The organism is Burkholderia sp. Bp9140 (genome assembly GCF_003853425.1).
Lineage (GTDB): Bacteria > Pseudomonadota > Gammaproteobacteria > Burkholderiales > Burkholderiaceae > Burkholderia.
Genome location: NZ_QTPQ01000026.1, coordinates 1 through 21,332 on the forward strand (window position 1 = coordinate 1; position 21,332 = coordinate 21,332).

The 21,332-nt window shown below is 65.6% G+C and carries 20 protein-coding genes, 1 tRNA gene and 1 pseudogene; 8 read left to right on the forward strand and 14 right to left on the reverse strand.

Going from position 1 to position 21,332, the window contains the following annotated elements:
• Positions 1-414: 414 nt before the first annotated feature.
• Positions 415-945: a cytochrome b gene (locus DIE21_RS21470; protein ID WP_185642818.1), complete on the reverse strand. Its 531-nt coding sequence runs from the start codon at positions 943-945 to the stop codon at positions 415-417.
• Positions 945-2,033: a catalase family peroxidase gene (locus DIE21_RS21475; RefSeq protein WP_124499612.1), complete on the reverse strand. Its 1,089-nt coding sequence runs from the start codon at positions 2,031-2,033 to the stop codon at positions 945-947. Before DIE21_RS21475 ends, DIE21_RS21470 begins: the two co-directional genes overlap by 1 nt.
• 157 nt (positions 2,034-2,190) lie before the next feature.
• Here DIE21_RS21475 and DIE21_RS21480 point away from each other — a divergent pair, with 157 nt between their 5' ends.
• Positions 2,191-2,709, forward strand: coding sequence for a sigma-70 family RNA polymerase sigma factor (locus tag DIE21_RS21480; RefSeq protein ID WP_124499613.1), 519 nt, complete (start codon positions 2,191-2,193; stop codon positions 2,707-2,709).
• Positions 2,706-3,467 (forward strand): anti-sigma factor, encoded by a 762-nt coding sequence (locus tag DIE21_RS21485; RefSeq protein WP_124499614.1) that lies wholly within the window; start codon positions 2,706-2,708, stop codon positions 3,465-3,467. The genes DIE21_RS21480 and DIE21_RS21485 overlap by 4 nt, the downstream gene beginning before the upstream one ends.
• Before the next feature lie 496 nt (positions 3,468-3,963).
• On the opposite strand, the gene DIE21_RS21490 is transcribed toward DIE21_RS21485, so the two are convergent.
• The 8 genes and pseudogenes from DIE21_RS21490 to DIE21_RS21525 form a co-directional block, all read right to left on the reverse strand.
• Positions 3,964-4,281: a hypothetical protein gene (locus DIE21_RS21490; protein ID WP_124499615.1), complete on the reverse strand. Its 318-nt coding sequence runs from the start codon at positions 4,279-4,281 to the stop codon at positions 3,964-3,966.
• 27 nt (positions 4,282-4,308) lie between these two features.
• The gene (locus DIE21_RS21495; protein WP_260432543.1) at positions 4,309-4,572 is read right to left on the reverse strand and encodes a hypothetical protein; all 264 of its coding nucleotides are present in this window, start codon (positions 4,570-4,572) and stop codon (positions 4,309-4,311) included.
• Between the two features lie 162 nt (positions 4,573-4,734).
• A pseudogene (locus tag DIE21_RS37895) lies at positions 4,735-4,920 on the reverse strand (hypothetical protein); the annotation flags it as partial.
• On the reverse strand, positions 4,919-5,158 hold the full coding sequence (locus tag DIE21_RS37900) for a hypothetical protein (protein ID WP_124499616.1): 240 nt from the start codon (positions 5,156-5,158) through the stop codon (positions 4,919-4,921). The gene DIE21_RS37900 and the pseudogene DIE21_RS37895, both read right to left, overlap by 2 nt.
• 441 nt (positions 5,159-5,599) lie before the next feature.
• Positions 5,600-5,938 carry an EamA family transporter gene (locus tag DIE21_RS21510; RefSeq protein WP_124499617.1) on the reverse strand — a complete coding sequence of 113 codons (339 nt, stop codon included), beginning with the start codon at positions 5,936-5,938 and terminating at the stop codon, positions 5,600-5,602.
• Positions 5,935-6,723 carry a bifunctional 2-polyprenyl-6-hydroxyphenol methylase/3-demethylubiquinol 3-O-methyltransferase UbiG gene (locus DIE21_RS21515; RefSeq protein ID WP_124499618.1) on the reverse strand — a complete coding sequence of 263 codons (789 nt, stop codon included), beginning with the start codon at positions 6,721-6,723 and terminating at the stop codon, positions 5,935-5,937. The genes DIE21_RS21510 and DIE21_RS21515 overlap by 4 nt, the downstream gene beginning before the upstream one ends.
• Before the next feature lie 72 nt (positions 6,724-6,795).
• Positions 6,796-8,367 carry a hypothetical protein gene (locus tag DIE21_RS21520; protein WP_124499619.1) on the reverse strand — a complete coding sequence of 524 codons (1,572 nt, stop codon included), beginning with the start codon at positions 8,365-8,367 and terminating at the stop codon, positions 6,796-6,798.
• 76 nt (positions 8,368-8,443) lie between these two features.
• A complete protein-coding gene (locus DIE21_RS21525; RefSeq protein ID WP_124499715.1) occupies positions 8,444-9,379 on the reverse strand; it encodes a glycosyltransferase family 2 protein in 936 nt (311 codons plus the stop codon).
• A gap of 361 nt (positions 9,380-9,740) precedes the next feature.
• Here DIE21_RS21525 and DIE21_RS21530 point away from each other — a divergent pair.
• Positions 9,741-9,817: transfer RNA gene (locus DIE21_RS21530), tRNA-Val, on the forward strand.
• Positions 9,818-10,045: 228 nt separating this feature from the next.
• On the opposite strand, the gene DIE21_RS21535 is transcribed toward DIE21_RS21530, so the two are convergent.
• Both DIE21_RS21535 and DIE21_RS21540 read right to left on the reverse strand, forming a co-directional pair.
• Complete coding sequence (locus DIE21_RS21535) at positions 10,046-10,927, reverse strand: sigma-70 family RNA polymerase sigma factor (protein WP_124499716.1); 882 nt, start codon at positions 10,925-10,927, stop codon at positions 10,046-10,048.
• Positions 10,927-11,403 carry a carboxymuconolactone decarboxylase family protein gene (locus DIE21_RS21540; RefSeq protein ID WP_124499620.1) on the reverse strand — a complete coding sequence of 159 codons (477 nt, stop codon included), beginning with the start codon at positions 11,401-11,403 and terminating at the stop codon, positions 10,927-10,929. Before DIE21_RS21540 ends, DIE21_RS21535 begins: the two co-directional genes overlap by 1 nt.
• Before the next feature lie 583 nt (positions 11,404-11,986).
• Here DIE21_RS21540 and egtB point away from each other — a divergent pair.
• From egtB to DIE21_RS21570, 5 genes are all read left to right on the forward strand, one after another.
• Positions 11,987-13,216: an ergothioneine biosynthesis protein EgtB gene (gene egtB / locus DIE21_RS21550; protein ID WP_124499621.1), complete on the forward strand. Its 1,230-nt coding sequence runs from the start codon at positions 11,987-11,989 to the stop codon at positions 13,214-13,216.
• Entirely contained in the window at positions 13,200-14,213 is a 1,014-nt protein-coding gene (egtD, locus tag DIE21_RS21555) for an L-histidine N(alpha)-methyltransferase (RefSeq protein ID WP_124499622.1), read from the forward strand. Before egtB ends, egtD begins: the two co-directional genes overlap by 17 nt.
• Positions 14,214-14,485: 272 nt before the next feature.
• Positions 14,486-14,788 carry a hypothetical protein gene (locus DIE21_RS21560; protein WP_124499623.1) on the forward strand — a complete coding sequence of 101 codons (303 nt, stop codon included), beginning with the start codon at positions 14,486-14,488 and terminating at the stop codon, positions 14,786-14,788.
• Between the two features lie 55 nt (positions 14,789-14,843).
• Positions 14,844-15,098, forward strand: a complete 255-nt coding sequence (locus tag DIE21_RS21565) for a hypothetical protein (protein WP_124499624.1) — start codon at positions 14,844-14,846, stop codon at positions 15,096-15,098.
• Between the two features lie 218 nt (positions 15,099-15,316).
• Positions 15,317-15,700 carry a hypothetical protein gene (locus DIE21_RS21570; protein ID WP_124499625.1) on the forward strand — a complete coding sequence of 128 codons (384 nt, stop codon included), beginning with the start codon at positions 15,317-15,319 and terminating at the stop codon, positions 15,698-15,700.
• A 237-nt stretch (positions 15,701-15,937) separates the two neighbouring features.
• Here the strand turns inward: DIE21_RS21570 and DIE21_RS21575 are convergent, their stop codons facing one another.
• Both DIE21_RS21575 and DIE21_RS21580 read right to left on the reverse strand, forming a co-directional pair.
• Positions 15,938-18,973: a type III restriction-modification system endonuclease gene (locus tag DIE21_RS21575; RefSeq protein ID WP_124499626.1), complete on the reverse strand. Its 3,036-nt coding sequence runs from the start codon at positions 18,971-18,973 to the stop codon at positions 15,938-15,940.
• Positions 18,973-20,991 carry a site-specific DNA-methyltransferase gene (locus tag DIE21_RS21580; RefSeq protein ID WP_124499627.1) on the reverse strand — a complete coding sequence of 673 codons (2,019 nt, stop codon included), beginning with the start codon at positions 20,989-20,991 and terminating at the stop codon, positions 18,973-18,975. Before DIE21_RS21580 ends, DIE21_RS21575 begins: the two co-directional genes overlap by 1 nt.
• Between the last annotated feature and the right edge of the window lie 341 nt (positions 20,992-21,332).

The following is a 21,332-nucleotide window of genomic DNA, read 5'->3' on the forward strand; positions in this document are numbered from 1 at the left end:
GCTGTTAATTTTTAAAGAGCATTTCTGCGAGAAACTTCGTGTTTCTCAGCAGCGCTGCGTTTTCAGCAGCAGAGAAGCGAGATTATTAACCGTTTTTTAAAACTCGTCAACAACTTTTTTAACTACTTCGTTGCGACGACTGCGGTTTAAATCCGTGTGCGCTGGGGCTCTACAACTTGCCATCAACCGCACCCGCTTCCCTTCTTTCCCCCGCGCTGCGTTTCCGTTAGCGCGAAAGAGGCGTGATTCTAAGCACCTGTCTCGGACTCCGCAACCCCTTTTGTGAAATTATTTTGACATGCGGCGCCAGGGACCCGTTAAGCCACGCCATTGATCATATATAAGCGACACGGCAGGCCAGACCTCGGTATCCCGTGAACAAGCCCCGCCGCGTCAAACGCAACCCTCCGTCGCTCACCGCCCCACCATCGCCCTCACCACCCCGTCCCGACGGATCAACCCGTGATACAGCGCAGCCGCAAAGTGCGCGAGGAACGTAGCGAAGAACAAGTAAGCCAGCACCCGGTGCGCGACCCGGAGCCAGGCAAACGTCACCGGATCCGCCGAAACCAGCGCCGGCAACTGCACGCCGCCGCCCAAGGTCACCGGATATCCGCCGGCCGACAGCATCGCCCACCCGATCAGCGGCATCGCCAGCATCAGTGCATACAGCACCAGATGCGACCCATGCGCGGCAACCTTCTGCCACCCAGGCAGATCCTCGGGCAACGCCGGCGGCTTCGACACGAACCGCACCACGATCCGCACACACACCAGCACCAGCACGGCAACTCCCAGCGGCTTGTGCAAGGCCACCAGAACATCGTGCCGCCCGGAAACCGACGCCACCATCCCCACCCCGATGAACAGCATCGCGACGATCATCGCGGCCATCACCCAATGCAGCAGCCTCGCCGGCAAGCCAAACGTCGTAGCAGCCTTCATCACCGTCCCTCCGCACTCAATCGCGCCGCCCCGGCCACGCCGGCCTTTTCACTCGTCCTGCGCAGATACGAATCCGCATAAGCCGCCGACCGCGCCGCCAGCAACGGATCCCCCGACACCTGAATCCCCTGCGGCAACACCGTCGGGTCGTAATTCACGTCCCGGCACGGCCCGCTGTCCTGCGGCTCCACGCGATCGAGCACGAGCGTCCCCGCGTCGATCGTCGTCCGCTGCGCGGGCCAGGTCTTCGTCGCGTCGTCCACCTGATCTCCGGGCTCGGCCAGCGTGACCAGCAGCTTCCACTTCTGCGCACCGTCCGCGATACGCCGCGTCAGGTCCTGCTGCAACACGTTCGGATCCGCGGCCGTGGCGACGTCGCCGGCGCCGGCCGTCTGCTCCGGCACGACCCGCCACCGCACCGCCTGGCGCTTGCCCGACGCGTCGACGAAGTAGAACGCGTTCAGCCCGTAATAGCTTTCGGTGACGTAGCTCGCGCTCGGCTTCGCACCCTTCACCCATGCGCGGAACGCGGCCGTCTCCGGATGCGCGCCGAAAAACGCCTTCACCTTCACCGGATCGGGCTTGCCCGTCGCCGGATCCGGCCGGGTCGCCAGCAACTGCGCGTAGAACGCCTTCGGCGTCGCCACCGGAAACACGGGCATCGCGTTCATCCCGGTCCGCCATTGCTGGCCGTCCGGCGCGGTGAGCTTCAGCGCGAGGCTGCGGATCGGCACGCTGCTGTCGGGTGCATACGGATTCCCGCCCGGCAGCGCGAACCGCCCGACCACCGGCGTGCGCACCGCCTTGAAGAACGGCGCGACCGAATACGCGCTCGCGGCGCCGTTGCCCTCGAAGTAGCCGGTCACGCACACGCCCTTCGCATGATTGCGCCGGAAGCCCGGATGCTCGCCGCCGGCCGTCTGCAGCGCGTCGACGAGCCGGTGCGGGGTCAGACGCGCCGGCGCGAGCCAGCCGCCGACATACCCGAACGTCACGGCCACGCCGGCCACCGCGCCGCCGATCACGGCCCAGCGCCACCACCCGCGCCCGGGCTCGCGCGGCGGCGAAGAAGAGGAAGATTGCTTCATGGATGCACTCCCGATCGTCAGATCATTGTCGAACAGGCGTAGGACGCCGCCCGCGCCGCTTTATTCCATGAAGAAATTTTTCGTATGCTGACGGAATAAGCGGCGCCGACCGGCGTCCTACGTGGCATCTCCATGCTTATCGGCTAGCGCCCAGGCCATGCCCCCAAACGCCCCCGACGACGTCGCATTGCGCGAACTCATCCCCAGGCTGCGACGCTTCGCGCTCTGGCTGGCGCGTGATGTCCACGCGGCCGACGATCTCGTCCAGTCGACGCTCGAGCGCGCGCTGTCGCGCTGGACCAGCCGCCGCGACGACGCATCGCTGCGCAGCTGGCTCTTCACGATCCTTTACCGGCAGTTTCTCGACGGCAAACGCAGCGCGAAGCGCTACGCGTGGCTGCTCGGCCGGATCCGCACCGACGACGAGCCGCACTGGCCTTCCGCCGAACGCGAGGTCGCCGCGCGCGCGACGCTCGAAGCGTTCGGCCGCCTGTCCGACGAGCAGCGCAGCCTGCTGCTGCTCGTCGCGGTCGAAGGCTTCACGTATCAGGAAGTCGCCGACCTGCTCGACGTGCCGATTGGCACCGTGATGTCGCGACTTTCCCGCGCGCGCCAGGCGCTGCGCCAGCTCAGCGACGGCGAGCTTCCCGCTCCTTCTCTCCGCTTGATGAAATGAACACCCTCCGCCCCGACGAACACGATCTCCAGGCCTATGTCGACGGCCAGCTCGACGACGATGCGCGCGCCGCGGTCGAGCGATACCTCGCGCTGCATCCGGAAAGTGCGGAACAGGTGAAGCAATGGCAGCAGGATGCGCAGCGGTTGCGCGCCGCGCTGGAGAGCGTGCGGATGCCGGGGGAGAATCCCGAGCTCGATCCGGCGGCGATTCGCGCGCGGCGGGCGGAGCGTTCGCGGATGCGGTTCGCGATGGCCGCTTCGTTCGTGTTCTGTATCGGACTCGGGACGTTCGGCGGGTGGCAGGCACGCGGGTGGAACGCGCCGCCGGCCGTCGCGCCGATGAGCGATGCGGTCGAGGCTTACCGGATGATGGTGGTCGATCAGACAGCGAAGGTGGATTTCCGGCCGACGAGTGCGGGGGATTTGCAGGGGTGGCTCACTCGGCGCGTCGGCGCGTCGGCGAAGCTGCCGGATTTGAGTGCGGCGGGGTTCAGGCCGGTCGGCGGGCGGTTGTTCACGACGGACAGCGGGGCCACGGCTGCGATGGTGCTCTATGAGGACAATGCCGGGCGGACGCTGAGCTTCTATCTCCGGCCAGCGGAATCGGCACATCGGCTGCTGCCGGCCGGGCAACGCGTGGATGGCGCGTTGCTGGCGCGGTATGGGTCGGTGAACGGGATTAACTTCGCGGTGGTCGGGCCGGCCGATAGTCTTGGTGAACAGGCAGTCGCGCGGGCGCTCGATCAGCAGATTTGATCGGTACAATGCGCGCCGCGTTGGCGGCCGTCAAGTGTTGCCTGAGGTGCTGCCAGTGCGGCTCAACTAGCCCGAAAGCGCTCACGCTCACCATTCGGGCCCACAGCGTTTTGATACGCTTTCGTGGCGGTTATCCACCCCGCGAATCTCGTCGCGAGGCGTTCGCGAATGGGCGTACCCTCTTCGGTTCCGGTATCACAGGGTTTGGCGTTTTGTGGACGCGGGATATCCACATCTGCCGCAACGACTCGGCAGGCCGTCGCTTGTCGAACTCTTCACTTTCGAGTCGCACAGCATTTCGAGTGGCGTCGGGCGGCGATATCCACACTGCTCTCCCCGAGCCGATGCACAGGGTTTCGATTCGACTCCGCTCGGGTTGTCCGCATGCGCGTGAGCGCTTCGGGCCGAAGCTCACCGGGAAATTGCACAGCGTTTCGGGTTGTTTCGTGTGCCGGTTATCCACACGTGACGATCAGGCGCTTCGCCGGCACGGACGTCACCTGATCAAGTAAATCCCGAGAATCTCGCCGGTTTCCGGGGAAACCACGTACTTGATCGACGTCCCGAGAGGGCTTGCATTGCCGAGCCCGCGCATGCCGGGTGGTATCTTCGCCACGAAGGTCATGCCAATGACGTAGTCCTCGGGCCCAGGATCCATTCTGGCCGCACTTTCATCCGTGATGCAGATCCTGAAATTTCTCAGATCCTGCCCGGTCTTCGCAAAGTCCTCATAGGCAGCCTTCAGACCGAGCAGCGTCGCGGTATCGAGATCGACGGAGCACCGCCCGATCGTCCCGAAATTCAGTTTGGTCATCCCTCTCCCCTGAGGCATTCCGCTCGCCTACCCTCCTTCCTGCACGGCCATCAATTCCCTCAAGCAATCCGCACAAGTTGCCGTCAGCAATCCGATGGCTGATTCCATCGACTCGTCGTCGTCGAAGCGGTAGACGCCGCCTCCTTCACGCGTACCGCCCAGCTCGAGCACGTTCGCCTCTTCGGATTCGAGCATGTAGCCGGGATACTCGATGTCGTCACGCACAAGCGTCAGCGGGACGACCCGACGGCCGCCTTTCCAGTTGCCGCGATTGTTGACGAAGTCGGACACGGCCTGTGTCACGAGGTCGCCGCCGGTATGTCCGTGGGACGGGCAATTTATCAGTGGCATCGCGTCATCTCTTTCCCGAAACGCCAGCTGCCAGACGAACAATCTTCAACCACGCCGACTCATCCGAAGGTGCTCCATCAGCGAATTCGTATTGGCGACCGACTACAAAACCTTGACCAACCGCCCCGTCACCCAGTGCACCTTCAACGAGCCCACATTGTCCTTGACCAGCATGTCCGGCATCGCAGCACCGCGCTCGACGCGGATTGTCTTACCGCCATACTCGTCCGTACGCCACACTCCGGAAACCGGACAGACCTCCCCAGTGCGGATCGGCGCCACATTGTCATCCGACGATCTCTGCGATGTCTTCACCGGACAGCTGGCCAACACGATTGACAAACATCGCGTAAGCGAGATCGAACTTCACGTTGAATCCCACGCCCTTGTAGCGACAACACAGGACTTCGACTTCCGGTATCGACGCGTGTTGCTCGAACACGATGTTGCCCGGGTGTTGCTGCATCCGGTGTACGACAGCGTCGATATCGAGTGCGTCGAGTCGGGTCGATGAGGAATCAGCCATCTGTGGTGAGCCGGTCCGTCGGACTTGGCATTCTGAATCCCGGCGATTCTACAGACCAACCCATTCACTGACCGACCGCGGGCCTCACAGCCTGCGGATTCGGTTATCCGTCCACCGCGCGCAGTGCATATCGCGCCTGGATCACAGTCTCCGGACTGTGCTTATCCAACGGTGTTAACAGAGTTCGTATATATACGTAGTGATAGTTAACAAGTCCGCCGCTTCACAGTGGATAACTTCCGTAACACCCTGAATTTTCAACAAGAAGCGGAATGCATAACCACAGGCAATGCACAGGCAAAGCTCTGTGCAGCACAGAACAACTTTTCATCGATTCACGGCCACGCCGACATATCCTCAATCGTTCCACTGTGAATCCAGAGGCTTGTCGGACGGTTATCCAAAGCGCGCTGTGGATAAGTTTCGTCGCGAGTCGGCTCGCTATCGAACCGCGGCAGTCAGGTACAGCCCGCCAAGGATCATCGCGACGCCTCCCCATTGCGCATACGACACGCGCTCGCCGAAGAACACGATTCCGGCCAAAAAGACGAGCACGAACGTGAGTGCGGTAAACGGATACACGGCGGTGAGCCCGGCCTTGCTCAATGCGAAGATCCAGAGCACCGTGCCGCCGCCGTAGCAGACCAGCCCGAGCACAACCCAGGCGTTGATGAATTCGACGAATGCGTGGCGACCATCGGCCCCGACCTTGAACGCGATCTGGCCGGTTGCAGCCAGGAACACGCCAGCCAGAATGACAACGTACACGGACAGTTTCACCGGTCTTCCTCGTTGCGCTTCAATCGGTTGGCGACCATGCGGCTCTTCAGAATGGCGATGCCGGTCTTGATGCGCACCGGCAGCCAGCGCAGCAAGAACTTGCGCGCCTTGTAGCCGGGCGGCGACACGTCCGGTACGCCCGAACGGCCGTCGACGCGGTGTTGTCTGATCGCGTCCGGCAGCCGTTCCGCTTCTTCGGCGGCAACGAAGAAGAGCAGGTTGTAGCGGTACCACGGCTCGATGCGGGTGTCCGCGGCGATCAACGGCCGTATGAAATCGAACAGCAGGTAGCCACGCCGCGCGAACAGGTCGCGCCAGAATCCGTAGCCCTGTTCGTTGATGTGGTTTTCGCCGCCCTGGCCGGGCACGGCGGCGGAAAACAGCACATGCTTGCCATGCCGGACGAGATTGTCGACGAGTATCTCGCTGGATGCCTTCGGTACGTGCTCGCCGACTTCGAGGCACTGAACGAGGTCGAACGATCGCTCGAGATCGAAGCGCTTCGAAATATCGGCCGGCACGAAGTGGGCGTGGTCGAACAGCAATACCGAACGATCGACATAGTCGCCGTCGATGCCGGTCACGTCCTGCACGCCGAGCTCGCGATGCACGCTGAGCCACGCTCCGGCGCCGCAACCGACGTCGAGGATGCTCGCGGGGCTCAGCACGGCATTGACGCTCGGCAGCACGCCGCGCGCGGACCGTACCGATCCTTCGCGCTGGTACCGGTAGAACGTCTCGTCATACGGCCGCGGCGTATCGTCCGCGATGAATCCAGGTGGCATCGCAATCTCCCGATGGCGCGATCGGTGCATGACGTGGCGCGACGCAACGCACCTCATGCGACGACCGTGCAATCAATCGCCCCGACAAGCCTGCTTCTCATACACCGACCATTCGCCCGCCGTCTTCACGCGTACGACGCGACAGTCCGGATTGGCGAAAAACGCGTCCGGCAGCGGTGTCTCGGCGCGGACGAAGAAATACCGGTACAGGCGTCCCTGGTGCCGCTGCCAGTTGAAGTGCCGGTACAGTTGCTGAGGCGAGACGTCGGACGGGCCGACGCCGGGCAACCGGTCGAGCCGAAAGCGGACGATCTGCGGCGGGAACCGCGCGGCATTGAAATCGACGAAACCGCGATGCTCGGCCTGATACCAGACCGCAAAGTTCTCGTAGACGAACGGATTATCCGCGGCCACGCTCGCCCGGTCGACGATGATCCCGAGGCCGCGCTGCGCCGGTTCGATCGCGTTGGCCACCGCGTCGAAATCAGCGCTCTCGTCGGCGAAGCGCAGCGCGCGCACGCCTTGCTGCGCGACGAAGCCGGCGCAGATTCCGGCAAGGACCAACTGCGTCATCAGCGCGAGCCATGGCGTCGCCCCTCGAACTGGTTCCGCCGGCATGGGCGCCCGGAACATCAATGCATAGAACGGAAACAGAAACAGCGCGAAGCGCGGAAACAGGAAGAACGTATTGATCGCGAACAGCGGCACGCCGAACCAGACAACGGCCATGATGGTCGCCGGCACATAGGCGGTGACGTGCCGGTTTGCCTTCGACGCCATCAGCAACGGTGCGGCGGCCATCAGCAGGAAGGCCAGCAGCGACCCGTTGTCGGCGGTAATACCCCACGGATAGAACACGGCGGCAATCATTCGCACCAGCGGATTGATGGTCCAGATCACGGTGAACGGATACATCGGCGCCAGATCGACGTCACGATGCAATAGCGCGTACAGCACCGTGACAAGCGCGAGCACCGCATACGGCCACGCGGCGAGCAGTGCGCGCGGAAGCGTGCGGGGCCGGCGCACCAGCAGGAACAACCCGCCGATCGCATTCGCGAACACGAAGATCAGCCCGTGCGAGAAAAACAGCGCAAGATTCACGAGCGCCAGCACGGCGCCGCGGCGAAAGGCTGGCCGCTCGGCATAGTCGAGCGCGAGCGCAAGGAAGATCATCGCGACCGGCGCGGCGACCAGGTACGAATAGAGGCCGAATTCATACGCGAAGCCGAAGAACGCCGGCACGCACAGCCAGTCGAGGCGCGGGTCCGTACCGAGACGCCGGCGCAGCGCGATGTACGCGGCGACGAAACCGTAGAACGACAGGGTCAGCATGACCTTGAACGCGGCAGTGACCGGCATCACGAACGACAGTACGGCCGCCGCGCCATAGCCGAGCAGGTAGGGCGTAAACAGGTTGATCCGCAGCAGTGGCGCCCAAGGCGACTGGCCGCGCAGCATGTCGTGCAGCGTCGCGACCTGTGCCGCATGCTGCGGAAGATCGACCATTGGCGGGTGCGGCGCGAGCCAGAACAGCAGGCCGGCCGCCGCGACCGTCGCAACGAACAACGCGCGCAACGCGCGATCCACTGCGCGATATGACCACGCGCGCGGCAGGCGGCCGCTTACCGTGCTGTCATCCATTGCGCGAGTCCCCCGCGTGAGATACGGACGCCGCCGGCCTCGCGCCGGATCGTTGCGGCACAGGACCGATTGCCCGTCATAGCGTCTTCTCGACGATGAAGCGCGGGCGCTGCTTCGTCTCCGCATAGATCTTCGCGACATAGCCGCCGATCACGCCGAGGAACAGCAACTGCAGGCCGCCGAGAAAGTACATCGGGATCACGGTAGACGCCCAACCGGGCACCGAGCGGTCGGTGAACAGCCGGATCGACAGCGCCCAGATGCCGCACACGGTCGAGGCCAGCGCGAGCAGGGCACCAACGTACGCGCTCCATTGCAGCGGCTTCGTGGAAAACGACGCGACGCCGTCCGATGCGAGCAAGATCATTCTCGCCAATGGATATTTGCTTTCGCCGGCGAAGCGCGGTTGCCGGTCGTACCGGACGATCGCGGTACGGAAGCCCAGTAGCGGCACGATGCCGCGCAGGAACAGGTTGACCTCGCGGAAGCCGCGCAATTCTTCGATCGCCCGGCGGCTCATCAGGCGGAAGTCCGCGTGATCCGGCAAGATGTCCACGCCGAAGCGGCGCAGTAGCCGGTAATACCCGCGCGCGCTGACGCGCTTGAAGAAGCCATCGCTGTCACGGCGCTGCCGCACGCCGAATACGATCTCGGCGCCGGATTGATATTCGCCCAGCATGCGCGGGATCGCATCGAGGTCGTCCTGGAGATCGGCGTCGAGACTGATCAGCACGTCGCCGTTCACTTTCATGAGGCCGGCAAGCAACGCATTCTGGTGCCCGTGGTTGCGCGACAGCTTGAGGCCATGGATACGCGGATCGGCGGCATGGAAGCCTTCGATGAGGGACCAGGTCCGGTCGCGTGAACCGTCGTCGACGAACGTCACACCGCTCGCGCGGTCAATGATGCCGTCGCGGGTAAGCCGGTCAAGCAGGATCGTGAGCCGGCGTACGGTTTCCGGCAACACGGCTTCTTCGTTGAAGCAGGGAATCACCAGATTCAGCGCGACCATACCCACCCCGATATCGTTACGCGTACGTTGCGGTCTGTCGTCGTCACGAGGTGCTACTGGTTCGTGCAATGTGGCGGGCGGGTCGTGCATCACGCGCGCCTGTTCCTGTTCCCCGTGACCGGATCGGGCCGGTTCCTGCTCTTGATTGTCGTTCGCAACCCCCGGCCCCGGATTCGCGACGAATCCATTATGACGGAACGTGCTTCGGCCCGGTGAGACGTCGCAGTGAGGATGAACCCGGATGCGACTGCGGTTTGCCTCGAGCACCGGACAATCTCCCCAAGCATCATCCCCGATTCAAAAAATTTTCACGAAGGGGCTTGTGCTCCTCGAAAACCCTCTCTATAATTCGCGGCTTCTTAGGCTCGTAGCTCAGTTGGTTAGAGCACCACCTTGACATGGTGGGGGTCGTTGGTTCGAATCCAATCGAGCCTACCAACGAACAAAATGAAGGGGTCCGGCAGCGCGAATTGCCTACAGGCAATCCGGCTCGCCAAACATACGAACGCCACGCGGCAACATCGCGTGGCGTTTTTCTTTTTGCGGTCGAAACTGCGCATGCAGGTGCGCGATGCATCGTGCGAGCCACGCACGGCAAAGAGCCGGCAATCGACCAGGCAGGGCGCGGAGCAGGGAACGCGGGCGCAAGGCGCCCACCGGCCACCCTCAATGCAGATGCTTCAACTTGTCAGGATTCCGCACGACATAGATCGCGACGATCTTCCCGTCGTCGATCTCGAGCGCCGTGGTCTGCAGCTCGCCGTCGGCTTCCAGCGTGACGAACCCAGGCAACCCGTTGATGAACCCCGCACGCACGAGCTTCGACGCATGCGTGGTGAACAGTTCGGCCAGGTATTCGTGCACCTTCATCACCTGTTCGAAGCCGAACACCGGCTTGCCCGCGGCCGGGCGCTTGCCGCCGCCGTCCGAATGCAGGCTCACGTCCTCGGCGAGCATTGCGCCGAGCGCGCGCATGTCGCCGCTGCGTGACGCCGCGAAGAACGCCTCGGCCAGCTCGATCCCGCGCTGCTTCTCGACATGGAACCGGGGCCGCGCCTCGCGCACATGCGTGCGTGCGCGTGCCGCGAGCTGCCGGCATGCGGCCGGGTCGCGCTGGATCGTCGTCGCGATCTCGTCGAACTCGAGGCCGAACACGTCGTGCAGCAGGAACGCCGCGCGCTCCAGCGGCGACAGCCGTTCGAGCGCGAGCATCAGCGGCAGCGTGACGTCCTCCTGCTCATCTTCCTCGACGACCGGCTCGGGCAGCCACGGGCCGATATAGGTCTCGCGCTGGTGCCGCGCGGACTTCAGCTGGTCGAGGCACATGCGCATCACCATGCGGCGCAGGAACGCCTCGGGCACGCGCACTTCGGTGCGATCGACGTCCATCCAGCGGATGAACGCCTCCTGCACCATGTCCTCGGCGTCCGCGACGGAACCGAGCATCCGGTACGCGACGCGGATCAGCGTGCGACGCAGCGGGTCGAAGCTCGCCGCTGCGTCGGCCCGGTCTTCAGCACTGCCCGTGGCCGGATCGTGGCGGGTCATCACGCCACCATCTTCGCCGCCGCGGCCTTCGCTTCGGCCGGATCGACCCACAGCCCGAAGCCGACGGCAAGCCGGTTCCAGCCATTGATCACGTTGATCATCAGCGTGAGTTTCACCTGTTCCTCCTGGCTGAAGTGGTCGTTCAGCGCCGCATACGCGGCTTCGTGCGCGCCGTGGCCCTCCGACAGCCGCGTGAGCGCGTCGGTCCAGCCGAGCGCCGCGCGTTCGCGGTCGGTGTAGCAGGGCGCTTCGCGCCACGCGGCCAGCAGGTTGATGCGCTGCTCGGTCTCGCCTTGCTCGCGCGCCTCGACGGTGTGCATGTTAAGGCAGTTCGCGCATGCGTTGATCTGCGACGCGCGGATCTTGACCAGCTCGATCAGCGTCGGCTCGAGGCTCCCGGCAGCGGCGACCGACATGGTCATCCAGCTCTTCATCAGCGCGGGGGCGGCGGCAAACGGATTGAGTTTCGCAGTCATGGTTCCTTCTCCTTTCGTGTGGGTTCCGGTGATATGACGAGCGAGCACCCCGCGCGCGTGACATCGGCGCAAAAAATTTTTCAAACGCCGGGAAGCATGCGGAGGGCAGAGCCGCTGACCATCGCGCGGACGGCCGCGATACCGGCGCCTGGATCGGGACCGATATCGGTTGCGTGGCGCCGTTCCCCCGGCGAACCCGCGCCATCGACCTTTCATCGGCGTCGCGCGGCTGTCACGAGGCGTCGGTAGCGCGAACGCGCAGGCATGTACATTGCGTTCACCTGCCAAGCCCTGTCATCACGGGCATCGACGGTTCGTCACGCCGCCGGCCCGCGCATGGCGAATGCTTTCATTTTTCTTTCGCATTCGTTTCACCCGAAATCCGATTCGCGACGTTCACATTTCTGGCCCATACTGTTCTGCATGGGCAGATGAAGTGACGCCGCATCAGCGGCCCGGCGCGCGCGCCGGCTGCCCGACGACGCAGCAACGAAGGTCGCACGTCAGCCGCGCGCATCCGAGCGCAAGGCTTTCCTTTTTCCGGCAACGCAACGCAGCGAATCGCGACGTGAACGGTAAACCGATGAGCCTCCCTGCATCCCAGCTTCAGCGCCGTTACCAGGACGTGCGCGCCCATAGCGTCGCATTGACCGCGACGCTGTCCGCCGAAGACCAGGCCGTGCAGTCGATGCCCGACGCGAGTCCGGTGAAATGGCATCTCGCGCATACGACCTGGTTCTTCGAAACCGTCGTGCTGATGCGCCGCGTGCCCGGCTACGCGCCGTTCGACGAGGCATTCCAGTTCCTCTTCAATTCCTATTACGAAGCGCTCGGCCCGCGCCATCCGCGGCCGCAGCGCGGGTTGCTCACGCGTCCGTCGCTCGACGAAGTGCATGCGTACCGGCAGTACGTCGACACAGCGATGCTGCGCGCGCTCGATGATGCCGATCCGGCGCTGCTCGCCGCGATCGCGCCCGAGATCGAGCTCGGCCTGCATCACGAGCAGCAGCATCAGGAGCTGATCGTCACGGACATGCTGCATGCGTTCTCGTGCAATCCGCTGAAGCCTGCGTTCCGGCCGCGCAACGGCGCCGCCACGCACGCCGCACTGGCCGCGGGCGACGCCGGCCCGTTGCGCTGGCTGCACCAGCCGGGCGGACTCGTCGAGATCGGCCACGACGGCGACGCGTTCTCGTTCGACAACGAACGTCCTCGCCATACGGCGCTCGTGCGTCCGTGCGAGATCGCGAACCGTCTCGTGACGAACGCGGAATTCGCGGACTTCATCGCGGACGGCGGCTACGCACGTCCCGAATACTGGCTGTCCGATGGCTGGGCAACGGTGCAGCGGGAAGGGTGGTCAGGGCCCGCTTACTGGATTCCCGACGACGACGGCGATGTAAAAACCGTCCATGCATGGCGCGCGTTCGGCCTGCACGGCGTGGAGCCACTCGCGCCCGATGCGCCCGTGTGTCACGTGAGCTTCTACGAAGCGGCCGCATATGCGGAATGGGCCGGCGCACGCCTGCCGACGGAGTTCGAATGGGAAGCCGCGTTCGGCACGGACGGCATTCAGCAGATGCTCGGGCACGTATGGCAGTGGACGCGTTCGTCCTACGAGCCGTATCCGGGCTTCCGTCCGCTCGCGGGAGTCGCCGCGGAATACAACGGCAAGTTCATGGTCGGCCAGCAGGTCCTGCGCGGCAGCAGCATCGCGACGCCGCCTGGGCACGAACGGCCGACGTACCGCAATTTCTTTCCGCCGGCCGCGCGCTGGCAATTCACGGGAGTGCGACTTGCGCGAGACGTCTGACCTGACGGCCACGAGCGGTGGCCTGCAACCCGCCCGCGATTCGCGGCCGAGCGCGTTCGAGCGCGACCTGATCGACGGACTGTCGCGCACGCCGCGCAGCATTTCGCCGAAATACTTCTACGACGCGGCCGGCTCCGCGCTGTTCGACCGGATCTGCGAACTGCCCGAGTACTACCCGACGCGCACCGAGCTCGGGATCCTGCGCGATCGCGCGGCGGAGATCGTGCAGCGCGTCGGCCCGCATGCGGACATCGTCGAATTCGGCGCCGGTTCGCTAGAGAAGATCCGCGTGCTGCTCGACGCGTGCGCGGACAACTACGCGAACGCGCCGGCGCGCTACGTGCCGATCGACATCTCGGCGGACTACCTGCACGGCGCGGCCGCGCGGCTGCGTGCCGCGTATCCGTGGCTCGACGTCGCACCGATCGCGGCCGACTACACGAAGGCCGACCAGCTGGCCGAGCTGACCGAGACGCCGCGCCGGCGCATCGGCTTCTTCCCCGGCTCGACGATCGGCAACTTCTCGCCGGAAGAAGCCGACGCGTTCCTGCGTGACGCCGCGCGGCTGTTGCGCGGCGGCGGCCTGCTGGTCGGCGCGGATCTCGTGAAGGACGAGCGCACGCTGCATCACGCGTACAACGACGCGCAGGGCGTGACCGCGCAGTTCAACCTGAACCTGCTCGCCCGCGCGAACGCGGAGCTCGGCGCGGACTTCGATCTCGACGCGTTCTCGCATTGCGCGTTCTACGATCGCGAGCGGCAGCGCATCGAGATGCATCTCGTCAGCGATATCGCGCAGACGGTGCATGTACGCGGCCATGCGTTCCGCTTCGAGGCCGGCGAGCGCATCCACACGGAGAACTCGCACAAGTTCACGATCGACGGCTTCCACGCGATCGCGCGGCGTGCAGGTTTCGAGCCGGATACCGTGTGGACCGACGCGGACAGCCTGTTCAGCGTGCACTGGCTGCGCAGCGTCGACGATATCCGCGCGTAACGTCGACGCGGACGGCTCGCAAGGCGTGCATGCAGTTTGCGTGCTGCATGTGTCGACGGCCCGCTTTCCGGCAAAAATTCCCGCTTCCGCCGCTTCGATGCGCCGTTGCAACGGCGTGTCGAAGCGCGCGTCACCCTTGTCCCGCAAGGCTTTGCGCCCCTCCGTAAACGTCCGTTACCGGTCTCGCAGACCGGTTTCACCTGTGTCGGCGTACGGTGCCTAGACTCCGAACCGTAGTCACATGACGCACGACACGTGCAGGGAGTCGCGAAATGAGCAAGAAACTTATTCTCGGTGCAGTTCTCGGTGTAGCGGCGCTGGCAGCTTCGGGCGTCGCCTCGGCCCACGTCGACCTGTCGGTTGGCATCGGCGTGCCGGGCGTCTATGCGGCGCCGGAGCCGGTCTACGTCGCGCCGCCGCCGCCGGTGATGTACGCGCCGGTGGGCTATCGCGACGACGACTGGCGTGCGCGTCAATGGCGCGAACACGAGTGGCGCCGCCGTGAATGGCGCGAGCACGAGTGGCGTGAGCGCCGCTGGCATGACGGCGACGGCTGGCGCGGCCGCTGGAACTGAGCACGGCGACCGGTTCGCGAGACACTGATCACGACGACAAGAGGAGAGTGATCGCATGATGCCCATTCGACACATCAGGGCGAGCGCAACGGCCGCCGTCGTTGCGCTCGCAACGATCGGCAGCGCGCACGCGGCGGGTTGCATGAAGGGCGCGGTAGTAGGCGGCGTCGCTGGTCACTACGCGGGACATCACGCGGTGGTCGGCGCGGTCGGCGGCTGTATCGTCGGCCACCACATGGCGAAGAAGCACGAGCAGGAACAGGCCGCGCAGCGCAAGGCCGCCGCGCATGGGATGGCGGCGGCGCAGTAAGCTCATTGACCGGCGGAACGGCAGGCGCCGTTTCCGCCTTTCAACTTCCTTGTCTGGCGACGGCCGGCCGCGCATTCCGCGCACGTGGCCGGCATACCGGACATTGATCGGACGAATGCATGTAATGCGCGTCGTTACGATCATTTACAACGCCAGGTAGCGCGGAAACCGCGTGTTCCTAGAATGCAATCATTCAAACACGCTCCCGGGAGCAAATAATGAAAACCCAACGATATCTGTCCGTGCTGGCAGCCGCGCTGCTCGCACTCGGTGCCGTCTCCGCGCATGCGGCAGCCGGCGGCAATGGTGGTGGCGGCGGCGGCAACGGCGGCGGTCACGGCGCAGGCGGGATGGGTGGGATGGGTGGCAACGCGGGCGGCATGTCCGCCGGCCACATGAGCGGCGAAGCGCTGAGCAACTCGAACGGCTTCAGCTCGGGCGACCGCGACAAGGGCCTCGCGCGCGCGGCCGACCGCTCGGACTCGATCGCCGATCGGGCGGGTACGCAGCCGGGCCACGGGCATACGCACAGCCATACCGCGCACACCAAGACGACGTCCACGCATCACACGCATCGCAACGCGTTCGGCCGCACGCTGTAAGCCGGCGCATGCAGGAGGAAGAAGGGCGCTTCGGCGCCCTTTTTTCATCGCGGCAGCAAAAGGGCCTGTCGCGCCGAAACATCGAACCGACCCGATTTGCAACCAGCCGTAACGGCGTACGCCGGCGCGCGAGGATACGAATCGCTTTCATGCGAATGACAGACGGATTCGTCATATTGAAGCGGGCTGCGCGGGCCCGTCCATGAAAAAAGGGCGGCTCGTGGCCGCCCCTTCGCTTCAGCGTCCCGCGCCTGCCAGCGGCGCGATGGTTGCAACAGGCTCGAACAACGCATCGGCCCGCCTGACACGCACGAATCGCGCGGCGTCTTCGCCGTCCACCAGCGCACGGAAATGCGCCTCGCCGCACGCGAGCTTCGCGCGCTCGTGCTCGGTCGTCACGTCGCCATCGGCATTCGGCGTATCGACGACGAAATACAGCCGCTCGCCGCCGTCCTGCTCCGCGAGCACCGCCCAGTCCGGGTGATAGCTGCCGAGCGGCGTCGACACGCGGAACCACGCGGGCAGCTTCGCATACAGCTTCACGCCGTCGTGCGCTTCCAGCGCATCGGCGAACGCACGCTCCGCATCGGTCTCGCACACGACGGCCTCGTGGATCGACTTGCGCGCATCGGGCCGCAGGTTGCGCAGATAACCGGTCAGCGCCTCGCTCTCGAACGATTCGAGCGCATGCACGTGGCGATCGCCGAGCGTGCGGTACGCGATGCCCGCGACCAGCGCGAGCCGTTTGCAGCGGTTGATCGCATCGGCGGCCAGCGCGATGAACTGCTGCGGATTCACGCGGAAATCGTCGAGCCGGCCGCTGTCGGCCAGGATCGTCGCGAGCGAGCGGCGCGTGAGCTGCGTGCGGTCCTGCAGTTCGGTGAGCAGGTCGGGCAGCGGCAGTTCGCCTTCGTCGATCAGCACCGTGCCCGCGCCGGCCACTTCGATCGCCTCGATGCCGGCCTTGCCGATGTCGATCTCGGCCTTGCGCCACTGCAGCCGTGCGCGCGCGATGTCCGGCGCGTCGCGCAGCGCGGCCGTGCAGTCGCGCACGAGCTTCGCGTTGTCGAACTCGACGCTGTACACGGTGCGATGACGGATACGCTCCCACAGTGCGCGGAAGTCGTCGCCGAACACGACGGCCTTGCCCGACGCGTCGCGCCGCAACGCGATCGCGCGACGTTCGTCTGCATTGCGCACCGCGAAGCGGCCCGACAGCTTGCGCAGCGTCGCGACGATCGGCGCGCGCAGCGATTCGAACGCTTCGGGCAGCACGAGCGCGCTCTGGCGCAGCGCATCCTTCAGCCGGTCGAGCACCTTGCCCTGCGCGTCGACGTAGCCTTGCTCGTGCAGATGGGTCCACAGCACGCGCGACAGCTCGATGCCGAGTGCATGCGCAGGCCCATCGCCTTCCTGCACCGGCAGCGCCGCGAACTGGTGTTCCTCGACGATCCCGAAGCGGATGCCGGTATCGGCCTCGATTTCCTTCTGCAGGTTCTCGGCGAACGACTCGTAGCGCTCGGTCGCGATCACGGTGAGCGTGTTCACGCCCGGGTCGCGCACGCGTTCGCCGTCCTGGTCGACCGCAAGCCGCAGCCCGCGGCCGAGCGTCTGGCGGCGCTCGCGCTCGGTCTGGATGTCGCGCAGCGTGCAGATCTGGAATACGTTGGGGTTGTCCCAGCCTTCCTTCAGCGCCGAGTGCGAGAAGATGAACTTCAGCGGCGTGTCGAACGACAGCAGCGCTTCTTTCTCGCGCATGATGAGGCCGTACGCGCGCTCCGCGTTCTCGCGCGCCGCGGCGCTGCTCTCGCTCGTGTCGGTCCAGCCGCCCTTGCGGTCGATCGAGAAGTAGCCGTTGTGCGCGCGCTCGACCTCGAGCGCGACGTCGACGCCGTCGAACAGCGCACGGTAGGCCGGCACACGGGCCGCGCGCGCATATTCCTCTTCGAAGATCAGCGCGTAGTCGCCCTTCACGGGCATCCCGTTCTCGTCGTAGCGGCGATAGCGTTCGACCGAATCGACGAAGAACAGCGACAGCACCTTCACGCCGCGCTCGGCCAGGCGCAATTCCTTGTCGAGATGCTCGCGGATCGTGCGGCGGATCATCTCGCGCTGCACGGCGAGCGTGTCGATGTCGCCGAACGCCTCGCCGAGCGACAGGAATGCCTCGCCTTCCGGATGACGCAGCTCGACGTACTCGGCGCCCTTCACCGCATGGACTTCGCCGACCCGCAGCCCCACGTACAGCGCGCGCCGGGTCAGGCGTTCGAGATCGTCGCCGTCGGTCGCCGACACGATCTGGCGCTTCACGCCGGCCGCGGTCGCGACGTCGAGCTCGATGCGCGCGCTGATCGCACCGCGCCGGTTCGACACGCCGACGAGCCGCACGTACGGCTTGTTGTGCGCATCCTCGACGATCGCCGACGCGATCTCGATCTGCTTGACGAGCTTGCGCTCGTACGCGTCGACCGCATCGAGCCGGTACACCATGTGGTGACGGTCGACGTGCGTGGCCGAATAGCGCAGCGTGCAGAGCGGGGCCATCGCGGCGAGCGCCTCGCGCCCGCGCCCCTCGAGCCCGCCGTCGACGCTTTGCGGCTCGTCGACGATCACGATCGGCCGCGTCGCGCGGATCAGGTCGATCGGCTTCTCGCCGCCGGTCTTCTCGCTGTCCTTGTAGAGGTTGTTGATCTCTTTCTTGTTGATCGCGGCGACCGTCATCACCATGATCTGGATCGCCGCGCTCGCCGCGAAGTGGCGCACCTGGCCGAGCTTCGCGGAGTCGTACAGGAAGTAGTCGTACGGCACGCCCGCGTACAGCGAGCGGAAATGATCCTCGGTGATCGACAGCGTCTTGTGCACGCCTTCCTTGATCGCGATCGACGGCACGACGATCACGAACTTCGTGAAGCCGTAGCGGCGGTTCAGCTCGAAGATCGTGCGCAGGTACACGTAGGTCTTGCCGGTGCCGGTCTCCATCTCGACGGTGAAGTCGCGCGAGCCGGGCAGGCCGGACGGCGGCAGCCCGCCGCGCAGCTGCACGTCGGCGAGATTGCGCGCGAGCGCGTCGTCGGTCAGCGACAGCCGGTTGCCGACACCCTGTTCCGACACCGCGAAGCCGAGCGAGCCTTGCGCGGCGGCCGTCGTGCCGGGCGCGGCGTTCGCGAGCACGCTGAAGTCGCCGCGATACGATTCCTGGCCGCGAAACAGGTCGCAGACGGCGTCGATCGCCTCGCGCTGGTAGTCGAGATCCGCTTCGAAATGCAGCCGCATCACAGGCTCCGCACGCGCTTCACGCCGTGCTGTTCGAGCAGCGCGGCGAGATTGAGCTTCGCGACGTCGTCGACGAAGCCGCTGTCGCGGAACAGGCACGTGACGTCGCGCGTCGCGCCGGTCGCATCGAGCAGCTCGACGATGCCGTCGGCGAGCGGGCCCGCGTCGTCGCGCGAAATCCGCGCATCGAAGCACGCGACGATCGAGCGGCCGATCAGGTGCACGGTCTTGCGGGCGACCTGGTGATGCTCGACCGGCGTGCACAGATCGAGGCCGAGCTTCAGCGTCAGCTCGGCGAGCAGGTCGTCCTCGGTGCGGCCGGTCTTCACGTGTTCGACGGATGCGAAGAGGGCGTGGTCGAAGTCGTCACGGCGCGGATCCCACTCGATCACGTTGGTCGTGTCGAGCCGGTACACGCGGAAACCGAGGTCGCCATAGCTTTCCGGATAGTCGCGCGCAACCTGCTGCGCGGTGCGGCGCAGGCGTTCCTTCGTCACTTCCGCGAGCGTCAGCGGCTTCTTCAGCTTCGCGCAGAAATCGGCGGCCGCGAGCTGCGTCTTGTCGCGGCGGTCGAGCGCCTCGGGCAGCTGCACGAGGATGTAGCGGCGCGCGCCGCCGTCGGTCGCGTTCACCTGCATCACCGCGTGGCCGGTCGAGCCGGAGCCGGCGAAGCAGTCGAGCACGATGTCGTCGCCGCGCGTGCACCAGCCGATCACGGCCGCCGCGAAATCGACCGGCTTCGGCAGGTCGAACGGGATGCCGAGCGTCTTCAGCAACGCGTCGTCGGAACCGGCGAACGGCAGCACCGACGGCACGTTCTCGTACATGTTCTCGTCGAGGTAGTAGATCCGCTGCGGCTGCGTGGTTTCATCCGCGCCGAATTCGATCTGGCCGCGCTCGATCAGCGCCTGCATCGTCGCGGGCGGATTGCGCCACCCGCGCGCGGGCATCGCGCACGGCTTGCCGGTGACCGGGTGGATCAGCGGCGTGAAATACTCTTCCGGCGCCTTCTTCTTGTTCGGCCAGGCCATCGACACGAGGCGGTACACGCGGCCTTCTTCCGACAGCCGGTCGTACATTACCTCGCCGCCCGACAGGTTGGTCTGCGCCTTCATCCACGCGCGGTACGCCTTCTGCGCGTCCTTCGCGTTGCCGCTGCGGTACACGGCGTCGTGCGCGGCGTCGAGCATGCGCTGCGCGTTGCGCTTCGGGCGCTTCAGCGGCGCCTGTTCGAGCAGCGTCTCGGCGTTGCGCGCGAACAGCACCAGCGATTCGTGCTGGTACGCGACGCCGCGCGCGTCGCCCTTCGGATTGCGCTTGTCCCATACCGCGACGCCGAGCTCGTTCTCCTCGCCGAAGATCTCGCGCAGCATCAGCACGAGCGCATGCACCTCGTGCTCGTCGATGTGCACGGCGATCAGCCCTTCGTCGGACAGCAGCGCGTGCGCGAGCTTCAGGCGCGGATACATCATGTTCAGCCAGTCGGTGTGGAACCGGCCGTTCGCCTCGGTATTGGTGCTGCGCTTCACGCCGCCGTCGGTCTGGCCCGTCATCGCCAGGTAGTGGCGGATGCTGTCGCTGAAGTCGTCCGGATAGACGAAATCGCTGCCGGTGTTGTACGGCGGGTCGATATAGACGAGCTTCACCTTGCCCGCGTAACTCTTGTGCAGCAGCTTCATCACGTCGAGGTTGTCGCCCTCGATCACGAGATGGCGCGTGTCGTCCCACGCGACGCTGTCGTCGGGGCAGGGGCGCAGCGTGCCCGTCGACGGCGTGAGCGCGGCCTGGCGCGCGCCGCGCTTGCCGTGCCAGTGGAAGCCGTAGCGCTCGTCGGCGCCGCCGACGGTGCGCTCGCCGACCAGCGCCTTGAGCACGTCGACGTCGACCGACGCGCCGTCCGGGCCTTCGGTCACGAGTTCGGGGAACAGCGCCTTCAGGCGCGCGACGTTGTCGGCGGTGAAATCCGTCGACATCGCCTGCGGGCTCGCCGCATCGAGTTTCTGCATCGTTTTTTCCATCGGAGCCCGGCCGCGTGCGCCAGGACGTCGGGCGCACTCACGGCACCGGCGGCAATGGCCGCCCGGGCAAACCCGAAACGCTAGCGAGTCGGTCGGCGCAGGTCAAGCACCGATGTGAGGCGATCGTGCGCGCATCGGGCGCGAAACGCCCGCCCCACGGGCCGCAGGCGGCTTCGGGCGGTGCCGCACGGGCCGGCCGGCGGGCGCTTCCCGGGCGTTCCGGAACGCACCGGAAACGACGAAAAAAAGGGCACGGTCGGCGCAAAGCGCCGGCGTGCCCGCATGGAGAAATCCCGGAGGGAGGGTGCGGCAGGGCCGGATGGCCCCGCCCGGATGGCCGT

What these genes read in the sequence shown, in the direction of transcription:
- DIE21_RS21575 (WP_124499626.1), bottom strand. Translation starts at nt 18,973, where the DNA reads ATGCGGCTGCATTTCGAAGCGGATCTCGACTACCAGCGCGAGGCGATC.
- DIE21_RS21520 (WP_124499619.1), bottom strand. Translation starts at nt 8,367, where the DNA reads ATGGATGACAGCACGGTAAGCGGCCGCCTGCCGCGCGCGTGGTCATAT.
- DIE21_RS21580 (WP_124499627.1), bottom strand. Translation starts at nt 20,991, where the DNA reads ATGGAAAAAACGATGCAGAAACTCGATGCGGCGAGCCCGCAGGCGATG.
- DIE21_RS21470 (WP_185642818.1), bottom strand. Translation starts at nt 945, where the DNA reads ATGAAGGCTGCTACGACGTTTGGCTTGCCGGCGAGGCTGCTGCATTGG.
- DIE21_RS21485 (WP_124499614.1), top strand. Translation starts at nt 2,706, where the DNA reads ATGAACACCCTCCGCCCCGACGAACACGATCTCCAGGCCTATGTCGAC.
- DIE21_RS21565 (WP_124499624.1), top strand. Translation starts at nt 14,844, where the DNA reads ATGATGCCCATTCGACACATCAGGGCGAGCGCAACGGCCGCCGTCGTT.
- DIE21_RS21480 (WP_124499613.1), top strand. Translation starts at nt 2,191, where the DNA reads ATGCCCCCAAACGCCCCCGACGACGTCGCATTGCGCGAACTCATCCCC.
- DIE21_RS21475 (WP_124499612.1), bottom strand. Translation starts at nt 2,033, where the DNA reads ATGAAGCAATCTTCCTCTTCTTCGCCGCCGCGCGAGCCCGGGCGCGGG.
- DIE21_RS21570 (WP_124499625.1), top strand. Translation starts at nt 15,317, where the DNA reads ATGAAAACCCAACGATATCTGTCCGTGCTGGCAGCCGCGCTGCTCGCA.
- DIE21_RS21490 (WP_124499615.1), bottom strand. Translation starts at nt 4,281, where the DNA reads ATGACCAAACTGAATTTCGGGACGATCGGGCGGTGCTCCGTCGATCTC.
- egtB (WP_124499621.1), top strand. Translation starts at nt 11,987, where the DNA reads ATGAGCCTCCCTGCATCCCAGCTTCAGCGCCGTTACCAGGACGTGCGC.
- DIE21_RS37900 (WP_124499616.1), bottom strand. Translation starts at nt 5,158, where the DNA reads ATGGCTGATTCCTCATCGACCCGACTCGACGCACTCGATATCGACGCT.
- DIE21_RS21525 (WP_124499715.1), bottom strand. Translation starts at nt 9,379, where the DNA reads ATGGTCGCGCTGAATCTGGTGATTCCCTGCTTCAACGAAGAAGCCGTG.
- DIE21_RS21540 (WP_124499620.1), bottom strand. Translation starts at nt 11,403, where the DNA reads ATGACTGCGAAACTCAATCCGTTTGCCGCCGCCCCCGCGCTGATGAAG.
- DIE21_RS21515 (WP_124499618.1), bottom strand. Translation starts at nt 6,723, where the DNA reads ATGCCACCTGGATTCATCGCGGACGATACGCCGCGGCCGTATGACGAG.
- DIE21_RS21560 (WP_124499623.1), top strand. Translation starts at nt 14,486, where the DNA reads ATGAGCAAGAAACTTATTCTCGGTGCAGTTCTCGGTGTAGCGGCGCTG.
- DIE21_RS21535 (WP_124499716.1), bottom strand. Translation starts at nt 10,927, where the DNA reads ATGACCCGCCACGATCCGGCCACGGGCAGTGCTGAAGACCGGGCCGAC.